18 protein-coding genes and 1 tRNA gene are annotated in these 19782 nt (G+C 48.1%); 7 read left to right on the forward strand and 12 right to left on the reverse strand.

Features of this window, described 5'->3' with window-relative positions; translation table 11 throughout:
• Positions 1-201: 201 nt before the first annotated feature.
• From HXT48_RS05475 to HXT48_RS05490, 4 genes are all read right to left on the reverse strand, one after another.
• Positions 202-1569 carry a dipeptidase gene (locus HXT48_RS05475; RefSeq protein ID WP_076002670.1) on the reverse strand — a complete coding sequence of 456 codons (1368 nt, stop codon included), beginning with the start codon at positions 1567-1569 and terminating at the stop codon, positions 202-204.
• Positions 1570-1720: 151 nt separating this feature from the next.
• On the reverse strand, positions 1721-2272 hold the full coding sequence (locus tag HXT48_RS05480) for a low molecular weight protein-tyrosine-phosphatase (protein WP_116431883.1): 552 nt from the start codon (positions 2270-2272) through the stop codon (positions 1721-1723).
• Between the two features lie 46 nt (positions 2273-2318).
• On the reverse strand, positions 2319-2954 hold the full coding sequence (locus HXT48_RS05485; RefSeq protein WP_102703392.1) for a dihydrofolate reductase: 636 nt from the start codon (positions 2952-2954) through the stop codon (positions 2319-2321).
• A gap of 44 nt (positions 2955-2998) precedes the next feature.
• Complete coding sequence (locus tag HXT48_RS05490) at positions 2999-3871, reverse strand: thymidylate synthase (RefSeq protein WP_421793025.1); 873 nt, start codon at positions 3869-3871, stop codon at positions 2999-3001.
• A gap of 151 nt (positions 3872-4022) precedes the next feature.
• Here HXT48_RS05490 and HXT48_RS05495 point away from each other — a divergent pair, with 151 nt between their 5' ends.
• Together HXT48_RS05495 and HXT48_RS05500 are read left to right on the forward strand one after the other, a co-directional pair.
• Complete coding sequence (locus HXT48_RS05495) at positions 4023-4442, forward strand: OsmC family protein (RefSeq protein ID WP_102155386.1); 420 nt, start codon at positions 4023-4025, stop codon at positions 4440-4442.
• Positions 4443-4572: 130 nt separating this feature from the next.
• On the forward strand, positions 4573-5856 hold the full coding sequence (locus HXT48_RS05500) for a glycosyltransferase (protein WP_050770734.1): 1284 nt from the start codon (positions 4573-4575) through the stop codon (positions 5854-5856).
• A gap of 668 nt (positions 5857-6524) precedes the next feature.
• On the opposite strand, the gene HXT48_RS05505 is transcribed toward HXT48_RS05500, so the two are convergent.
• The 3 genes from HXT48_RS05505 to HXT48_RS05515 all read right to left on the reverse strand — a co-directional run bounded on the left by HXT48_RS05505 (position 6525) and on the right by HXT48_RS05515 (position 9673).
• Positions 6525-7550, reverse strand: a complete 1026-nt coding sequence (locus HXT48_RS05505; RefSeq protein ID WP_004105206.1) for a universal stress protein — start codon at positions 7548-7550, stop codon at positions 6525-6527.
• A gap of 141 nt (positions 7551-7691) precedes the next feature.
• Positions 7692-8414 (reverse strand): C40 family peptidase, encoded by a 723-nt coding sequence (locus tag HXT48_RS05510; RefSeq protein ID WP_421793026.1) that lies wholly within the window; start codon positions 8412-8414, stop codon positions 7692-7694.
• Positions 8415-8527: 113 nt separating this feature from the next.
• Positions 8528-9673: a CHAP domain-containing protein gene (locus tag HXT48_RS05515; protein WP_116773805.1), complete on the reverse strand. Its 1146-nt coding sequence runs from the start codon at positions 9671-9673 to the stop codon at positions 8528-8530.
• Positions 9674-9858: 185 nt separating this feature from the next.
• Here HXT48_RS05515 and HXT48_RS05520 point away from each other — a divergent pair, with 185 nt between their 5' ends.
• Positions 9859-10125, forward strand: a complete 267-nt coding sequence (locus HXT48_RS05520; protein WP_004110629.1) for a DUF2530 domain-containing protein — start codon at positions 9859-9861, stop codon at positions 10123-10125.
• Positions 10126-10160: 35 nt separating this feature from the next.
• Here the strand turns inward: HXT48_RS05520 and HXT48_RS05525 are convergent, their stop codons facing one another.
• The gene (locus HXT48_RS05525) at positions 10161-11429 is read right to left on the reverse strand and encodes a sensor histidine kinase (protein WP_116431885.1); all 1269 of its coding nucleotides are present in this window, start codon (positions 11427-11429) and stop codon (positions 10161-10163) included.
• A gap of 189 nt (positions 11430-11618) precedes the next feature.
• On the opposite strand from HXT48_RS05525, the gene phoU reads away from it, so the two are divergent.
• A complete protein-coding gene (gene phoU, locus HXT48_RS05530; RefSeq protein WP_004110636.1) occupies positions 11619-12299 on the forward strand; it encodes a phosphate signaling complex protein PhoU in 681 nt (226 codons plus the stop codon).
• 173 nt (positions 12300-12472) lie between these two features.
• On the opposite strand, the gene HXT48_RS05535 is transcribed toward phoU, so the two are convergent.
• Positions 12473-13213 carry a phosphoglyceromutase gene (locus HXT48_RS05535; protein ID WP_004110639.1) on the reverse strand — a complete coding sequence of 247 codons (741 nt, stop codon included), beginning with the start codon at positions 13211-13213 and terminating at the stop codon, positions 12473-12475.
• A 440-nt stretch (positions 13214-13653) separates the two neighbouring features.
• Positions 13654-15351 carry a lysine--tRNA ligase gene (lysS, locus tag HXT48_RS05540; protein WP_415705540.1) on the reverse strand — a complete coding sequence of 566 codons (1698 nt, stop codon included), beginning with the start codon at positions 15349-15351 and terminating at the stop codon, positions 13654-13656.
• Between the two features lie 238 nt (positions 15352-15589).
• On the opposite strand from lysS, the gene HXT48_RS05545 reads away from it, so the two are divergent.
• From HXT48_RS05545 to HXT48_RS05555, 3 genes are all read left to right on the forward strand, one after another.
• Positions 15590-15663, forward strand: a tRNA-Pro gene (locus HXT48_RS05545).
• Positions 15664-15874: 211 nt separating this feature from the next.
• Positions 15875-17896 (forward strand): DUF4037 domain-containing protein, encoded by a 2022-nt coding sequence (locus tag HXT48_RS05550; protein ID WP_421793027.1) that lies wholly within the window; start codon positions 15875-15877, stop codon positions 17894-17896.
• Positions 17893-18561, forward strand: a complete 669-nt coding sequence (locus HXT48_RS05555) for a DUF4125 family protein (protein WP_415690163.1) — start codon at positions 17893-17895, stop codon at positions 18559-18561. The genes HXT48_RS05550 and HXT48_RS05555 overlap by 4 nt, the downstream gene beginning before the upstream one ends.
• Here HXT48_RS05555 and HXT48_RS05560 read toward each other — a convergent pair.
• Together HXT48_RS05560 and HXT48_RS05565 are read right to left on the reverse strand one after the other, a co-directional pair.
• Entirely contained in the window at positions 18558-19220 is a 663-nt protein-coding gene (locus tag HXT48_RS05560; RefSeq protein ID WP_421793028.1) for an HAD family hydrolase, read from the reverse strand. The genes HXT48_RS05555 and HXT48_RS05560 overlap by 4 nt on opposite strands.
• 70 nt (positions 19221-19290) lie before the next feature.
• A complete protein-coding gene (locus HXT48_RS05565) occupies positions 19291-19755 on the reverse strand; it encodes a metal-sulfur cluster assembly factor (protein ID WP_119522434.1) in 465 nt (154 codons plus the stop codon).
• Between the last annotated feature and the right edge of the window lie 27 nt (positions 19756-19782).

Genomic DNA, 19782 nt, shown 5'->3' on the forward strand with positions numbered 1-19782 from the left:
GATTACTCAACAGACTAGACGCATGCAGACGCGGCGGAAACGGCAGAAAATTTACAGTAACGTAAAATTTCGGTCGAGAATCGCCACAAAAACGGCAGAAACTTTACGCGCATGTAAAGAAAAAGGGGTACATATCAAAAAACGGCAGAAACTTTACAGCGTTGCAAAGTTTCTGCCGCCTTCGCGCAAAATTAGCCAGAATTACTCGCCCAATCGATCCAAAAGCAGCGCTTCCGTCACAATATTTCCGCGCAAACCAGAAAGCGAAATCGACTCGTTCGGGCTGTGTGCATTAGACTTAGGGTCTTCCGGACCCGTCACCAGCACCTGCGCCTTCGGGAAGATGCGCTGAAGCTCAGGAATAAACGGAATCGAGCCGCCCTCGCCCTTGTTTACCGGCTCCACGCCGAAAGCATCGCGCATAGAAGCGAGCGCATCCTTCGTTGCAACAGCATCCGGATCCATTGCCCAACCCATGCCGTTATCAATCGGCTCTGCAGTAACTTCCGCACCAAAAGGCGCGTGAGATACCAAGAAGTCACACAACGCTTTTTGCGCTTCTTCCGGACGCTGCGAAGGCGCGGTACGAAGCGAAAGACGCAACTTAGTTTCGTGCGCAATCACATTAAAACTGCCCTCAACAGGATGTGCGTCCATGCCGATTACCGTCAGGCTTGGCTTAGTCCACATGCGCGCGGCGAGAGAACCGGTGCCTGCAAGCTTATAAGAATCGACCACGGAAGCGTCGGCGCGCACTTGTGCTTCGTCCAAATCGCGCTGCAAACCGCCAACCGGTTCCTGTGCTTCAATTCCAGGAACTGCCAAGTCGCCAGCTTCGTTGTAAAGCGAGGCAATAAGCATGGAAGCGAGCGTGTAAGCGTCCAAAATCGGACCGCCAAACTGTCCAGAATGCACTTGATGACCAAGTACTTTAACCCTTACATCCACGTCGGTATTTCCACGCAAACTCGTTGTAAGACTTGGGATTTCGGCGGACCAATTGCCGGAGTCGGCAACGATAATTACGTCGGATTCGAACTCGTCTTTATGCGATTCAATGAACGGGATGAAGCTTGGCGAGCCCATTTCTTCTTCGCCTTCGATGAAAACCTTAATATTTACGCGCAAATCGTCGCTTAGTGCGCGCAAAGCTCCGTAGTGAATTGCGATTCCGCCGCCGTCGTCAGCTGAGCCGCGTCCGTAGAGGCGACCGTCGCGCTCTGTGCCTTCAAATGGGTTTGTGTTCCACTCGGATGGGTCCGGAACAGGCTGCACATCGTGATGCGCGTACAGCAAAACCGTTGGCGCACTTGGGTTTACGATACGAGAGCCGACCACTTCAAAAGCCCCCGGAGTGCCGTCCGGATTCGTGGACTGCTCAACGCGCGCGTCAATACCAACCTCACGCAATACCCCAGCCACGTATTGCGCGGACTTTTGCATATGCTCGCCGGCAATACCCTTAGCAGAAACCGCAGCCAGCGAAATCTTCTTATTCAACACGGAAACTACATCATTCCAGGCGTTTTGCACGCGAGCGCGCACGTCTTCGACAGCCAAACCTGCCATAAATCCTCCCAACTAAAAGTAACAGAGCGGTAATTGATACCTGTAAAACTATACCTACAAATTTAAACTATGTCCGCAAACACGAGGAAACGCTCGCACTATAAGTGCTCGCTTATAGCGCGAACGTTACCTCACATTTGGAGCGCTTACTTTAGTTAACCCTCTCAATGCGAGCAGCAACCCAATCAACTATGTAAGGCGCGCACTGCTCAACCTGATCCATCGCAACTTCGAACTCGCGAGGACCTCCGTACCACGGATCAGCCAAGTCAAGCAACATCTCGCGACCAGGCTGCGGTTTAGGGAGCGACGGATCAAACGCGCGATACATATGCACAAGTTCGCGCTTTTGCACAGGCAACAAACGCAAAAGCGAGCGCATATGCGAAGCCGTCATAGGCAAAAACAGGTTCGTTTCCGCAATTTCATCCGCTTCAATTCGATGCGCAAAATGCGACGCAGGAATCCTATATCCGCGCTTAGTTAATTCCCTTTGCGCGCGACGGTCAATCGGATTTCCGTACTCTTCGTCGCTTACACCACTGGAACGCACGGCAACAACGTCACCCAATCCCCTCAATTGAAACTCGTTGCGCAACACAATTTCCGCCATTGGCGAGCGACAAATATTACCTGTGCAAACCGTCATAACAGTGTATGGGCGACGCGCGTCGACCTTGATTTTGCTTGATTCTTCAGTCATATTTCCTCGTTTATTTTGCTGTCTCGTTTACTTTGCGATTTCTCGTTTACTGAGCAGGCTCATATACCATAAACCGGTATCGTGCAGGATTGCTTTCGCTACCAACTTTCAGCGGCGCTTCCTCAAACTCGCCTTCGCGCGCAACATGCCATTTTCCTGCATCAACTAATGCATGAATATTCGGAGCAAATGTGTCCGCTGCAACTTTCGCTTCAATTTGCGTTACGTAAGCTGCGTCTGCGTGATAATTCGCAAGCATTTCGCGCAAAATCGCAGCTCCGCCAATAACCCAGATTGCTCGTCCGTCTAAAGGCGAGTCTTGAGATACGCTTTCCTGACTTTCCAGCACTTCCCTATTTTCCAGCCATTCGCGCGCATAATCTAAAGCCGCATCAATGCTAGTAAAACTACGCGCTCTATCCGCCACAAAATCAGGATTATGCGTAACAACAATATTTTCGCGCCCCGGAAGCGGACGGAATTTCGGCGGCATCGCATCCCATGTACCGCGACCCATAATCACAGGGCAACCGATAGTCATCGCCTTAAAATAGCGCAAATCCGGCGAAAGTCGCCACGGCATGCCTCCGTTTACGCCCATCGCGCCGGGCCTGCCGTCCAAACCAAAAGCCTCGCCCCAAATCAGTCGCACAGGGAAATTATGTGACACGCTGTTTGCCATATACGCACCTCACACGCTAAATCAAGCAAAATAATTCGCAATTATCACACAGCAACCGGCGCTTTAATCGTCGGATGATGCTTGTAATCAATCACCTTAAAATCGCTGTAATCGTAGTCAAAAATCGAATCCGCCTTACGAATTTCAAGCTGCGGATACGGGTATGGCTCGCGCGAAAGCTGCTCGAGCACCTGCTCAACATGATTGTCGTAAATATGGCAATCGCCGCCCGTCCATACGAACTCGCCCGGCTCAAGACCTGCTTGCTGAGCCATCATCATCGTCAAAAGCGAGTAGGATGCAATGTTAAACGGCACACCAAGGAACATATCGCAAGAGCGCTGGTAAAGCTGGCACGAAAGCTTGCCGTCAGCAACGTAAAATTGGAAAAGCGAATGGCAAGGCGGCAACGCCATATGCTCAACTTCCGCAGGATTCCAAGCACTAACAATCATGCGACGGGAATCCGGGTGATTCTTCATAAGATCCAGCACGTTTGCGATTTGGTCGATTGTGCGGTTTGGATTTTCCGCGGTCGGTGCCGGCCAACTCCTCCACTGCACACCGTAAACAGGACCTAAATCGCCGTTTTCGTCCGCCCACTCGTCCCAAATATGAACGCCGTTTTCTTGCAACCAACGCACGTTACTCGAACCCTTAAGGAACCAAAGCAACTCGTACGCAAGTCCTTTGAAAAACACGGTTTTCGTGGTGATAAGCGGGAAATATTTGCTAATGTCGAAGCGGATTTGCTGACCAAAAAGCGAGATTGTGCCAGTGCCGGTGCGATCTGATTTTAAAGTGCCTTCCGTAAGGATTTTTCGCACTAAATCCTCGTAAGGAGTTGGGATGCTGGAAAGCGGTTTTTGTGGTACGCGCGCGCGAATTGCGACAAGTTCTTCTTCTGTTAAAGCCATGCTGCCATGTTAACAAAGTGCTAATAAATTTAAAGAATCGCGCTCGTAAAACCATATGCATACCACGCAAAACGCTAGATTCGACAATTGAGCACAAAGTTACAATCCTTACGATAACATGAACAAATACGACTACAGCAAAGGAGCAAAAATGTCTAGAAGATTATGGGTAGAGCGCAACGAGGACGGCACTTGGGAAGCACACAGCGACGACGGTGTGAGCTTGAAGTTTGGTCACGGCGAAGGCATGTTCAACCCGGTTGAATTAATGCAAATCGCTTTAGCTGGTTGCACAGCTCTTAGCAGCCAGTACGCTGCAGAACACGCTATTGGCGAGGGCGCTGGAGCGCGAGTTGTAGTAAACGGCACGTACGACGCGGAGGAAGGCGCATACTTGCGTTTTCAAGAAGACGTCACTCTTGACGCGACTTCGGCAAAACCTGCGCTGAGCGAGGAAGATGCGTCCGCACTAAAAGAGCGCATGGAACGCCACATTTCCAGGGGTTGTACTGTTAAGCATACGCTCGAAAAAGGCGCGCAAGTTAGCGTAAACGTTACGGTTCGCAGCTAGAATAAGCCAAAAGTCGCACCAAAAGTCGCGAAAAATCACACTAAAATTCACCACGTGTGGCACAATTGAGTACACAAGATATTTGCGCAATAATGACGCTACGCATGCATGTATGCAACCGGAGGAAACTTTGAAAATCGCTATTTTTACCGAAACGTATCCACCGTACATAAATGGCGTCGCAACACAGTCTTATATGCTCAAAAAGATGTATGAAGAGCTTGGGCATGAAGTGCTAGTAGTCACGGTCGGCTCCGAAAAACAGCGCAAAACCAAGCTTGAAGATGGAGTTGTTTACGTTCCGGGCATATTGCTTAAAAAGCTTTACAAATACCGCGTTGCGCTTCCGATTGGTCACATGCGAAAGCAACTTCCTCTTAAATTTAAGCCGGATGTCATTCATATTCAAAACGAATTTGGCATTGGCGAAATCGGCTTGGAAGTAGCAAAAAAAGAGCATATTCCCGTTATTTACACGCTTCATACAGAATACGATAAATTCCTGTTTTACATTGGCTTAAAGCATTTTACTGAGTTCTCTCGCAATATTTCGGCGAAATATTTTATGCGATTCTCGAAAAATGCCACAATTATTACGAGCATGTCTCCTAAAGCACAGGCATATATTGACCGTCAGAAGGTTGATAAAAAAGTAATTGTGCTGAATAATGCTGTGGAATATAAAAAGTTCCTACCAACGCCTGAGCGACTTGCATTCCGCAAAGCTTTCCGCGAAAAATATGGCGTTTCTGACTCTACTAAGCTGTTTGTTTTCGTTGGTAGAATCGGCGCTGAAAAAAATATTTCAGAATTAATTGACAACTTTATGTATTGCGATTTTCCTCGCGAAAAAGCGCGCTTATTTGTTATTGGCGGCGGTCCTGATTTGGAATCGTTGCGCAAGCGCGTGGCAGATAATGGTTTTGACGACAGAATTTGCTTGCTTGGGCCTATTGCTCACACGGAAATTCCAAAGTATTTGCACGCAATGGACTACTACACAACCGCATCACTTTCCGAAATGCACTCACTTTCGATGTTAGAAGCAATGGCTTCCGGTCTGTTTGCGCTTGTAAAGCATGATGTACCGAATGAGAAGCAGATTATCAGCGGTCAAAACGGGTATCAGTGGGATACTAAGGAAGATTTTAAAACTGTTTTTAGTAAAGTTTTGAATATGAGCGAGGCTGAGCAGGCTCAGCTTAAGGCGAACGTGCTCGAGTATTCGAAAAATAACGATTTTAAGAGCCAAGCGCGTGAGCTGCTTAAGATTTACAAGCGCGCAATCGAGATGAATAAAGAAAAGCTCGCTGAAAAGAAAGCTAAGCGAGATGCCAGGCGCGCGCGTTTTATGCTGAAAAAGCGCGAGAATACTGAAGCGGAGTCGCAAGAGCCGCAAAAGCCGCAAGACTAGATGACCTGCGCGCTCCAAATGTGGGATAAAATCCCCGGCAAATGTGGTCAGCTTCGGCAAAACCAACAACAAACGCCAGTAAAAACTCCGGCAAATGTTTCACTACGCCGGTCTTCAGACACGCGCGCAGCGCGACGACCTGCTTTCGCGCTGCGATTTTAGCGCGCGAAGGCAATTCGGAGCGGAAACTCGCTTAAGTTGGAAGTCCAGTGGACTTCCAACGCGAGTTTCACGCGCGAGCGTAATCAGCGCGAGCGCAATCTGCACGAATGTCTCAAAACAAGCAAAATGAGACCCTAATGCAGTACGCAATCTGCACTAATGTCCGAAAACAACCAAACAGAGACAATAACGCAGTAACTCATCTGCACCAGTGTCTCAAAATGGGCAAAATGAGACACGCGCGCAGAAAGCAAGTCAACGCTAGTAATTCAATGCTCAAGCAGGTCGTCAGCGCACACAAAACACAACCTAGTTTCTAAAGCATAACCACACAAATCTGTCCTGCCTTCGTCAATCGAGACGAAGGCAGACCTCGCTTGCGTTGAAAGCACACCGTGCTTTCAACCCTAAGCAAGCTCGGCGCTCCGAGTTGCTTTCGCGCGCGCTGTGCTGCGCTCAAGCAGGTCGTCGCAGCAACGCGAGCGTTATCCCAAGCAGTCGTTGCATTATCGCAGCGGATCGATTGTTTGTTCAATCTCCTTAGCAGCTTCTTTACCAGCCTTCGGCACATCAACCTCATGCACTCCGGAAATATCGTCAATAGACGCTTCAGAATGCTGCTTTTGCGCTGCCGCAACCTGAGCTGCACTAAATTCCACATACTTGCGCGGCACAACGTACACAGGCCTCGAAGAATGCTGCAACAATCCCTGGCTAATCGAGCCAAGCAGCAAACCGGTAAAGCCACCGCGACCGCGAGAACCAACAACCACAAGATCATGATTCAAACTAGCTTGAGTCAAAGCTTCAACAGCAGAACCAGGCACAACAGTTCGATGAATTTGCAAATCCGGCAAACGCTGCAAAATTGGCTTCACGCGCTCCTCAAGATCCTCCATGTACGAGCCCATAACAGCGGTATCGCCCTCAGCACCTTGCACTCTTGGCACTGCAGAAATAACATCAAGCTCAGCATGCCAGCTATCCGCCAAATCAGCCGCAATTTCAAGAGCTTTAAGTCCCCACTTCGACTCGTCAGAGCCAACAGCCACACGCGTAATCGTATTATTCAAATGAATACGCTGACCGTCATCGTCAGTGTAAGGCACAACCACAATTGGGCAATACGCATAAGCTGGAAGCGAAGAACTAGTTGTGCCGAGCAAACGCTCTGCCAAGCCACCTTTGCCGCGATTGCCAATCACAATAAGCTGATAGTTACGAGAAAGCTCCACGAAAACCGAAGAAGGATCGCCCGTAACAATTAGCGTAGTCGCGTCAACACCCTGCTCAAGAGCAACAGCTTTTGCTTTAGATAGAATTTCTTGTGCATCGTGATGAGCTGCATTATCGTCACCAATCGCAGTGTAAGTGGCATCAAAAGAAACAGCAGCATAACTCGGCAACGAATAAGCGCAAACAATTTGCAATTGCAACCCAGCATGCTTTGCGTAATTTGCAGCCCACCAAACCGCTTTATAGCTCGCGTGCGAGCCGTCAACTCCAACCAATACAGCTTTTTCTGGGATCATTGCCAACCTCCTCATACTTGCACTTGCGACAGCAGCGTCACTCGCGCACAACTTGTAAATACTATTGTAGCGTAATTTTAGATTGAGTGTTGGCCAGTTTTGCGATATATGACTACAGAAACTCTACAGAAGCTATAGAAACTACAGAACGCGACGAATAGAGTATCCGCCTGGGAACACGCAGCGGATAGGATCGTACTTAGTGCCAGCAAGCTGCGAATTAATTACCATGCCGTTACCAACATAAATAGAAGCATGCTGCGCATTCGCGATAATATCTCCAGGCTGCGCTTGAGCCAAACTTGGGATTGGGGTTCCAACAGTTGCCTGCGCTCCAGAAGTACGAGGCAAAGAAACACCAACACTAGCAAAAACATACTGCACAAAACCGGAGCAATCCCATCCAGCAGGAGTATTGCCACCACTACGATACGGAACTTTGCCTAAGAATTGAGTAGCAAAATTCAAAAGAGAGACAACAGACTTACCGTCAGGAGGAACTACAGAAGCAAGAGGAACCTGCTCAACACCACTGCGGAAACCAGAACGGCTTGCAGCAACATTTCCAGCAAAAGCACGGTGTGCCACTTCAGCAGCTTGTTCGCTAGGAGTCTTAGTTTGAGGTACATTCAAGCTTTCTATGCCACCCCAATGAGAATCTGCGTCGACATCAGTAGAAGTAGATTCAGTTAAAATATCGCGACGCACATTCGTCACCTTTGGAAATGCGCGCGTAGAAGTGACAGCTGACTCGGAAAGCTCATGCGAAGACTCTGCCATGGCGAATGGCGCCATAACAGTAAGCATTGAAGCTGCAGCGGCAGTTGATACAAAAACTGAGAAAATTCTACTTTGTTTTAGCATACTTTCCGTAGTGTATCATCTGGGTATTACATACGAGAAAAATAGCAAAGCCAGTAATAAGCAAACTAATTTTAGCAAACCAGCTCTAGTAACGAAACTTCAGTAATGCAGCTTTAGTAATGAATAAACTGATATTGAGAAACTTCCTTAGCGTCAAACTTGCGCGAGAAAGTTCGTCCTTGGTAAGAAGCGCCACATTCAGAAGTTTCAATAGAACCGTCTGAATTAATTTTTTCAACAACTGCAACGTGCCCATAGAATGGATCAGAACCAGCCTGACCCGAGCGGAACACCATGATATCGCCAACATGACGAGCGGAATTATCTACCCAATAGCCAAGACTGCGCGCAGAATCAGCCCACATATTTCCGTTGCCAAAATGCGAGCCAACAGGCAAACCTAACTGATGGCGGCGAATATACACCCACCACGTGCACTGGCTGAACTCATACGCGTTACCGGTATCCCCAGTTGCGTGATTTGGGTTAAAGCCCTTCGGCAAAACGTCAAAGTCTTTATCTATCAACAAAGCAACCTTAGGATTATTCGCAGCAGAACGCGACATTTCCGCAATATTAAAGCCTGAATCAGAACCTAAATTCCACGAATCAGACTTCGAAGATATAGTAGAAAAAGTGCCAGGTTGTACTGAATTAGCAACCTTATTGGCTAAGTTTCCATGCTTCGAATCCGAGCGAGCAGAACTATCTTCATTCGCGCTATTTGCAGCATCAGCAGAGCCCGCATTATGCGATTTTTTAGCAGCATTCTCAATAGAGTCAACAGCATTATTAATAGTCGCCATAGGATCAAGAGACTCGCGCTGGCTAGAACGCGAAACTGTTGAAGATGCGTCGCCAACTGCAGTCATAGACGGCTCAAATTCGGAAGCGCGAGCATCAAAACTATTAACCTTAGTTAAAGCCATAGTAGCTGCAACAGTACCAACCATTGCAACAAGAGAAGCCGAAAGTATTACATTGTGACGACGCTCATTAGCAAGCTTAGACAACCTAAGCGCGCGCCTGCTTTGAGGAACAAGCTCCTGCAAACGCTCAGAAACAGCTTCTGGAAGCTCTACAACAGCACCATTGCTAGTAGCAACCGCAGCCAAACGCTCACTAACACGATTAGCCTGAACAGAACGCATACCGCGCACACTATGCGCACCATGCGCGCCATGCTGAGCTACAAACAGCGAAAGCGGCGAATCACCACGCCTCTTTGCTTTTGTGGCACCATGTGCAGCATGTCTCATACTAATCACTTTCTTATGTTAAACGTGGAACGCAGCGCACAAACGCTACACCCCCAACTGATTTTCTTCCAATCTTCTATGTGAAAGGTTACAACGTGGTTAGGATGTAAGAAACGCACACAACCTAAATCCGCCAATTTTCGCGCTTAAGCTGCACTTGTCACACTTAGACTTCGGTAAGTTGTATGGTTGGAAGTATGAAATTTGCACCTATAGTTAATCCTGATGCACGAAAAGCAGCACCAAAACCGCTGCGCGTTGATTTGCGAAAGGTTTTTGCTATAGGAACGATCGCGTGGCTAGTCGCAACAATGATTGCGCTTATCGTTGCGTTATTGCATATTACAACTTGGTTTCCTGTGCTGTTTTGCGTATCGGGAACAATTATTGGCGTTCTGCTATTAATCTGGGAACATTTTGACCGTTGGGACTACAGGCGCTTAGGAAAATAGTTTATTGCTGATTTGCTAACTTGCTAACTTGCTGCTTATTTATTTGCAATTGGTAGCGCAAAACTTACGGTAGTACCCTGCCCCGGCATACTCCAAAGCGTAATATTTCCGTGGTGCGTAAGTGCCACATGCTTAGCAATTGCAAGCCCTAAACCTACACCATCCTGGCTTTGACTATTTTGATTATTCGCACGATAGAATCGTTCAAAAATTCGCGACTGATCTTGCAAATCAATGCCAACTCCGCGATCTACAACACGAATCACAGCGTATTGACCATCTGTTGAAAGTGACGCAGATAGCGAAACTGTAGAATTTTTTGGAGAATACGTAATTGCATTCTCAACTAATTTCCGCACTGCAGCTTGAATTTGCGAAATTTCACCGCGCACGCATAAGTGCGAATCGACTTTTGACACGACGCGTACGCAACAATCCTTAGCAAACGCAGCAACTTGATTTTGCACATACGACAAAACATCATTCAAAGAAAATACTTGCGCAGAATCTAAATCAATAGGATTTTGAGCGCGAACCAGCCATAACAAATCTTCAAGCATGTGCTCAAGTTTCTTGGAAGATTTACCGGCAATTTGCGCAATATCTTTAATTTTTTGCGCAGATACCTGTTCGTTTTGCAAAACTTTCGTAAGCTGAGTTAAGTTGCGAGTAGATCGCATTAACTGCTCAGAAACGTTGGAAATAAAGTCGTCGCGAGTTTGCGCAAAACGGTGAGCTGCACTCGTATCCTCAATAATTACAACTACAATACCGCCTCCAATGCTTCCAGCCGTAACAGTAAGCCAATTAGGGCGCGAAACAGTGGTTGACTCTTGAGGATTTGCAGTTATTGACACATAACGCTCAGGGGTCGAAGTGACCAAAGAGAAGCGCTCGAATCCACCAGAAGCGCGTACGGAATTAGCAGCTTGAAGAACGCGAGGCTGACATAGCGAATCATCGCTAACAACACCTAGCAAATAAGCTTCAGAACTTGCGCGAATTACGTCATTGTTGGCATCAATGACAACAGTTGGCATGTCGAGCATTGCCAAAACTTGGGACGCGTCGTCGCTGATGTCGTCGCTTGCGTTGTCGCTGATGTCGTCGCTTATGTCGTCGCTTTCGTCATACTTTGTGCCATACCTTGCGCCACGAATATAATTAAACGCTCGCTTAAAAAGACGCAAAACTGTAGAAAACCAATCCGACATCAACACACACAACGAAAGCACAACGCACAACGCAAGCACGCCGAAAGCAACAAATACAACGATCACAACCGCAGAAGAACCTTGAGGCATACTCCTATAATCTCATATTTTGCGCGCTTTTGTAACTATGCAACTAAAAAGCGGCAGAAACTTTACACGGCTGTAAAGTTTCGGTCGCTTCGTTACCAGCGTCGTCTATAATTACATAGGATGCCTGACTTATAGAGACGTGCAAACTAGGCGTTCAAATAAACTCACAGCACTGAGAAAGGACGCACCATGCGAGTAATTTTCAACGAAGAAATGAAGGCGATTGCTTCAAACATCGAGCGCATGGCAGAACTTGTAGCAAAAGCTATGAACGATGCTGGAAGCGCGCTTTTAAACGCGGATTTGGAAGCTGCTCAAACTGTTATCGATAAAGACGCAAACTTAGACGCTTTAGAAGCAAGCACTATTGACCAATGCTTGACTTTGCTTGCTCGCCAAAACCCTGTGGCAACGGACTTGCGCGAAGTTGTAGCTACAATGCGATTAGCTGCAACGTTTGAACGCATGGGAGATTTAACAAGTCATATCGCTCAAATTACTAGACGAACCTGGCCTGAATCTGCTATTGCGCAAGAAGGACGCGAAACTATTGTTGCAATGGTTGATTTCTTGCACGAACTGTCAGGCCGCTTAACGACCATGGTTGCAAATCGCGATGTGCAAATGGCGGAAACTATTATTGCTGGCGACGATGCGCTCGACAAATTGCACGAAAAGATTTTTGAGCTGGTAGAAGGCGAAAATTGGAAGGGTACACGCAGGCAGTTAATTGATGTCGTTCTGCTTAGCCGCTTTATTGAGCGAATTGGAGACCATTGCGTTGCCGTCGCAAGGCAAATTGTGTTTATTGTTTCCGGATTCGATCCGTCCAAGAAGCCGGAGCCAGATAAAGACACGGTTGTAGCGTAAAGCGGTTACAGCGAAACGCGCTACGCACTTTCAAGTTACTCAAAGTGCGCATGAAAATAAAAGTAAACAAAAAGTAGGTTTGCAAATTAATTGCAAACCTACTTTTATTGTAAAAGCTAACTTAATCAGTTCAAAGCTAACTTAAGCAAACCAAATCCAGCTTAATCAGAGTCTCACTTCTGACCCTGAGCAGCCACGGCAGCAGCGCCGGCAGCAGCAGCTTCTGGATCCAAATACTCACCGCGAGACTTGATTGGCTTGAAGTTCTCATCCAACTCGTAAAGCAGAGGAATAGCGGTTGGAATGTTCACCTTGGAAATCTCTTCCTCGCTCAAGTTATCGAGCATCTTAACGATTGCGCGCAAGCTGTTGCCATGAGCAGCAATCATTACGGTCTTGCCGGACTTAAGCTCAGGAATAATATCCGACTCCCAGTAAGGAGTTACGCGAGTTACAACGTTTGCCAAAGCCTCAGTTTCTGGAACTGGATCGCCTGCGTAACGAGGATCGTTCGTCTGAGAATACTCGTCGTTTGGATCGATTTCAGGAGGTGGGGTTGCGTAAGAACGACGCCAAATCATGAACTTCTCATCGCCATATTCCTGACGAATCTCAGACTTGTTCTTGCCTTGCAAAGCGCCATAGTGACGCTCGTTCAAACGCCAGCTGCGGCGAACTGGAATCCAAAGGCGGTCGGCTGCATCAAGCGCGTAATTCGCGGTGTTGATAGCGCGACGAAGCAAAGAAGTGAACACGATGTCTGGAAGAACGTTCTTCTCCTTAAGAAGCTCGCCACCATGCTTAGCTTCCTCAACACCCTGCTCAGTCAGTGGTACATCAACCCAACCAGTGAACTGATTGGTTTTATTCCATGCGCTCTGACCATGTCGGAGCAATACTAATTTGTATGTCATAATTGCCTAGTTTATTCACGCCTTACGACGACAGACCTAAACGCTCCAAATGTGAGGCAACGCTCGTGCGGGTAACGCGCTCGCTACGAAACTCGCGTTGGAAGTCCCCCGGACTTCCAACCTAAGCGAGTTTCCGCTCCGAGTTGCTTTCGCGCGCTCTATGCTGCACTCAAGCATGTCGTCGCGCAAACGCCAGAGAAAAACACGGCAAATGTGGTCAGACAATGCATAAACGACAACAAACGCCGTAGAATTTACCGGCAAATGTTTCCAAAACCAACCAAACTGACCATAAACGCCAAAGAAAAACACGGCAAATGTTTCTACAAACAGCCAAAACGCTCGCAAATGGAGCACTACGCAGCAACCTCATCGCATACAAAAAAGCCGCTGAATGTTAACCAACATCCAACGGCTTTATATCCCTTAAAACTTACCAACTAGCGAAGTGGCTTCACGAGTGGGAACGTAATTGTCTCGCGAATAGTTGCGCCCGTAAGAGCGATCAGCAAGCGATCAATACCCATTCCCATGCCGCCAGCAGGAGGCATACCGACGCCGAGAGCCTCAATGAAGTCCTCGTCAATATCCATTGCCTCAACGTCTCCAGCCAAAGCATCCTTAGCTTGAGCAACAAAACGCTCGCGCTGCACAACAGGATCGTTAAGCTCGGAGTAGCCGGTTGCAAGCTCAAATCCACGCACATACAAATCCCACTTTTCAACCATTCCTGGCTTTGTGCGGTGACCCTTAACAAGAGGGCTGGTCTCCACTGGGAAGTCGCGCACAAACGTTGGCTCGTAAAGCTTATCCTCGTAGAAGTGCTCCCACAAGTGCTCAACCAACTTGCCGTGATTTTCCACGTCATCGCGCTCAACGCCAAGCTTGTCTGCAATCGCACCCAAATGCTCAACAGAAGTTTCCGGAGTAATCTCCTCGCCCAAAGCCTCAGAAAGCGAGCCGTACATGGTAATCTGCTTCCACTCGCCGCCAAAATCGTACTCTTCGCCATTAAGCAAAGTCACCTTAGTGGAACCGAAAGCATCGACAGCAGCCTTCTGAATCAACTCCTTGGTAAGAGCAGCAATCGTATCGTAGGTGCCGTAAGCTTGGTAAGCCTCAAGCATTGTAAACTCTGGAGCGTGAGTTGCATCCACGCCTTCGTTGCGGAAATCGCGGTTGATTTCGAACACGCGCTCAATACCACCAACCAAGCAACGCTTCAAGAAAAGCTCAGGCGCAATGCGCAAATAAAGATCAATGTCGAAAGCGTTCATGTGAGTTGTAAATGGACGAGCAGCAGCACCGCCATGAACCGTTTGCAACATTGGAGTTTCGACTTCCAAGAAGTCATGACTGTCGAAAGTGCGGCGAAGCGAAGCCACAGCGCGCGAACGCCTGCGAACCATATCGCGAATCTTCTCGTCCGCAATCATGCCAATATAAGGCTTGCGCGTACGAGTGTCGTCGCTTAATTCCTTATGCAAAGCCGGAAGCGGCTGCAAAGCCTTAGCCGCAATCGCCCACTCGGTTGCAAATACAGAAAGCTCGCCAGTCTTAGAAGAAATCACGCGACCACGAACGTACAAGTGGTCACCCAAATCCACCATCTGCTTAAAACTTTTAATGGACTCCTCACCAATTTCCTTCTTGGAAACCATCGCCTGAATCGTAGTACCATCACCGGCAGAAAGCTTAACAAAGCACAAGCCGCCAGCGTTACGCAAGAAAAGCACGCGACCTGCAATACCAACCTCGGTATCGGTTTCTTCGCCAGCTTCAAGCTTGCCATCGAAATCAGCACGCACCTTTTCGATTGTGTCAGTAACGTTAAGATGCACAGGATAAGGCTGCACACCCTCCTTAAGCATCATTGCACGCTTAGCAACGCGCATCTGTACCTGCTCAGGATGAGCTTGTGGCCCAAATTCTTTATTGCTTGGGTCGATTGCTTCATCCAAGGTTGCGCCTTCGTTTACGCGCTTGGCGATTGCCTCGTCTTGAGCGAGTAACATTTCGGCATGTTCAACAGTGTCAATTTCATTGACGGTATCTGTTGCTTCGTTTTCTGCTGCATTTTTAGCGGCAGATTCTGCGGCACTTTGCGCGGCAGACATTGCAGTATTGGTGTCAGTCATAAACGCTAATTGTAGCCAGTAGGTAATACAGGTTTTATACGCGACTTGCAGTGATAATTTGCGATATGTTTACAAAGAAATTCCGCAGCCTGTAGCAATATGCTTACGCGGGACTTACTTTGCGTGACTTGCTTTGCGCGACTTGCACACGCTTTACAATAATTTGTATTAGCCAACCTGTAACATTACGGACGTTGTTGGAACTTTTATGCGCATATGCTTTCGCTAGTTTCAGCATCGGGCTGTAGCGCAGTTTGGTAGCGCGCTTCGTTCGGGACGAAGAGGCCGCGGGTTCAAATCCCGCCAGCCCGACTTTTGATTTTTGACATTACCCCCCCCCACAATTCCGACGTTTCCTATACAAGGCTGTAAAATTTCTGCCGAATTAAGGCGCGTAGGCGATATTTCCTTTACACGTGCGTAAAGTTTCTGCCGCAATTTGGCGTGAAAGCGGCAGTTTCTTTACATGGCTGTAAAATTGAAGTCGATTGATTGTGAACAAGCGCAATAGCAAGGGGCTTTGATGGAGGACGCTGCGCAATTTTATAACGAGCTTGACGAAATGTTCGCGAATCACGCGAGCGCAGACGCGATTGAAACGTATCTTTTGCGAAAACTTACCGAAGCCAATCCCCTGCAACTGTCTATTCTCAACGAACTCATGGGCTTTTACCGTTCGCGCGGAGAGCACACAAAAAATCAGCCAATCATCAATCGCGCTCTAAATCTTGCAAACAAAATGCAGCTAGCTGGCACCGAAGCTGGCACAACCACACTAATTAACGCCGCCACAAGCCTCCGCGCGGCTGGCGACTACGATCGCGCCGAAAAAATTTACACTCAGGCTCTTAACGAATCCGCCATGACTCTTGGCGCCAAAAATCGCAAGCTCGCCGCGCTTCACAACAATCTTTCGATGCTTTACAGCGAAACCGGTCGCACGCATGATGCAATTGAGGAGCTTAATCAGGCGCTTGAAATTTTGCAAAATACGAGCACGGATCCTGAGCGCGACATCGATATTGCCGCCACGCACACGAATCTTGCGCTTGCGATGCTGCAGGAGTGTACGAAGGAGTGCTCGCATCCCAACACCAGCACAAACAGCAAATCCGCAACTCTTGAATCCGCTTTTGAACACGCTTCGACCAGCGTTCGCATGTATATTGCGGGGAATAACGAAAATCAGCCGCACTACGCTTCTGCATTGGCAGGTTTTGCGCAAGTACAGTGCGCGCGCGGCGAGTACGCTCAAGCGGAGGAGAGTTACAGTAAGGCACTTGATTTGATTGCGAGATGCTACGGAAAAGATAGCGAATCTTACGCGATTACGACGGAAAATTTGCGGCAGACGCGCGAGTTGGCAGAAAAAGTTACGAAAAAATCTACAAAAATTCAAGGATCAGCAAACCAAGATATAACAGAACAACACTCAACGAACTCACACGCAGCAAACCAGAACGCAGCAACCCAGAACGCAGCAAACCATAACATAAAAACCGGCATGCAATTAGCGCAATCATATTGGCAAACTTACGGAAAAACGTTACTTGATCAGCCAAAATTTGCAAAATACAAAAACCGCATAGCTGCGGGATTAGTTGGACACGGATCGGAATGTTACGGTTTTGACGACGAGATTTCGCGAGACCACGATTTTGGACCAGGATTCTGCTTATGGCTTACCAACGAAGATTACGCGGAAATCGGCGCGGATTTGCAGACTGCTTACGACGCACTTCCGCGAAAATACGCCGGTTTTGACTCTCGCAACGAAACACCGCGCGCAAAATCATGCGAAAGCAGCAAGCGCGTCGGAGTATTTCGCATAAGCGAATTTTTTGAAAATCTAACCGGCTTCCCCACCGCTCCAAGCCAAAACGAGCCGCACTTATGGCTATCGCTAAGCGAGTCAACGCTTGCAACAGCGACGAATGGCAAAATTTTCGCGGATCCTCTTGGCGAGTTCTCAAAGGCGCGCCAAAGCTTCAAGCTCATGCCGGACGACGTGCGAATCTCACTAATCTCTCGCAGACTTGGCATGATTTCGCAAGCTGGCCAGTACAATTTCCCCCGCATGATCGCGCGCAAAGACGCATCCGCCGCATGGCTTTCTATAAACGAATTCGTACACGCAACCGCTTCACTCGTGTTTCTGCTCAACAATCCCGTAACCGCAGGCTACTTGCCGTACTACAAGTGGCAGTTTGCAGCGTTACGAAAGCTCTGCAACCGCATGGCTTCTAGGCTTCCGGAAGTGTGCAGCAAACTTGAGTCAATAATGCGACTTTCTTCCGCTTCTTGCTTTGGCGGAGACGGCTCCGGCGGAGACAGTTTTGGCGGAGACAGTTTTGGCGAAGGCGGGAAGGGAGCCGGAATTGCGCAAAAGCAAGTTACGCAAATAATTGACAGCATTTGCGAAGATATTGTGCGAGAATTGCAATATCAAGGCTTAAGCGATTGCAGCGAAACTTTTTTGGAATGGCAGCGGCCGTACGTTGAAGCACATATTCACTCGCGTGCAGCATGTTTGAAGAGCTTATGATGTGCGATTTATCAGTAAATACGAAAGCGCAAAAGCTTGCGAAAGCAGAAAATCTTGCGGAAGAAATCACTAAACTCGAGTGGGATCAGTTCCAGCTTACAGAAAACGAAGGTGGACGCGCGAATTGCCAAGGAAACTGGCCAACTTTTCGCATTATGCGCATAAGTCAGTTTTTGGCGTGGCCGCTTGATTTGCAGGAGTCTTATAAACAGGATCTTGAGCTCGCGAATAGCGACGGCGGCAATTTGATTACGGAAAAGTATGCGCGAATGATGGAGTCGACTGCGCCGGAAATTTTTGAGCGCACGATTAAGCCTTATATTAAGCCGATTTTGGAGCCTAGAAAAAGCGCGCAGGAGCAGATTATTTTAACTCAAGTTGAGTGGGCTGTGGGTTTTCGCAATCGCTACCCAAATTTGGGTTTTGCGATGCGCGTGCTTAAAACTAGCGAGGATACGGCAGAGAATACGTCTTTTGAAACGTATTTGCGAGGCGAATTAAGCACGTATTCTGACGCAACTTTCGCTAAATACCAGCGTTTTGTACATAACTTGCGCGCGGAAAACCTAAATCTTACGCAAATGATAATCGCGAATACCGTGCACATGTATGGCTACGATTCGCTCGAAGCGGCCGAGCGCGCGCAGATTAGAAATGCAGCTTAAGAATAAAGCAGCGACGCTGCAGAAGCTGCGCGAGAGTCACTTTCGAGAAAAAGCGCGGAAGCAGCGGAAAGACCGGTTTGTTGCAAAAACGTGCGGTAAAGCATTACGTCGGGTTTGCGCAAATGCGATTCGTAAGATGCACAAACGCCGTTAAGCTCGCCGAGTATTGGGCAAGTTTTGCGCGCGCAATTTAACCAATCGCAAGAAGCGTTACCAAGTGCCCACACGCGCACGCCGCTCGCAATCAACTCACGCGCCACAGCCGAAGCATCCGCGAGCTCGCCTGCAAAACCGCGCTCGAAACGCTCAAAATACAAGCGATATAGCCACGTAACTGCCGGTCCGTGATGCTCATCAAACGAATCCAGCGCTTGCTTGCTGCTCCACCCAGCCTCGCGCAATGACTCGTGAAACTCAAATCCCCACTCAGGCTCGAAACTAAAAAGCACTTCCCCAATAAAATCCGGATAATCCGCAGCCAGAGTGCGGCGCGCATCCCAATCCACCAGCAATTGCAAGTCGAAAACAACGTCAGTTATTTTGCGCAAAGCATACTTGCGAATACTATTTTCGCGCACATCACTTATTTTGCGCACATCACTTATTTCGTGCACATCACAGATACCGCTTGCACTAACTGCCTTTATTTCAGCGCCCATAATTCCCACTTGTGCAATACGTTGCTCTCAAAACAAAACAACAAAACAAAACAGCACGCCAACCAAATACTCACACAGTTGGCGGAATACCAGCACTCATCGACGCATCGCCAACTACGCCAGAACCGTACATTCCTGCAGCAAAATTCGCTTGCAAACTGTTGAGATTGTAGCCAAGCGCCTCAAGCTGCGCGCGACCGTCCTCATTAATGTTTTCAACGCTCCAACGCGGCTTCCACGTCCAATCAATACGAAACTCTTCCACCAAGCCTGCGAGCGCATTCGCACACTCATCCTCAATCAATTCAGTTAACGGACATGCAGGCGTGGTAAGCGTCATAGTAATAATTGCGCGCCCAAGCTCATCAATTTCAATGCCATAAACCAAGCCTAAATCAACCACGTCAATGCCAAGCTCAGGATCCACAACATCGTGAAGCGCTTCCTTAATATCTTCTTCGGTAACCCTGCCAATATCGTTCGCGCTTAAAGGTGTCGACGCCGCCACCTCAACTGCCGATTTATTTTCTTCCATAATATTCCTTGCTTTGCTTGTACCAAA

It is taken from the genome of Gardnerella sp. KA00127 (genome assembly GCF_049244125.1).
GTDB classification, from domain to species: Bacteria; Actinomycetota; Actinomycetes; order Actinomycetales; family Bifidobacteriaceae; genus Bifidobacterium; species Bifidobacterium swidsinskii.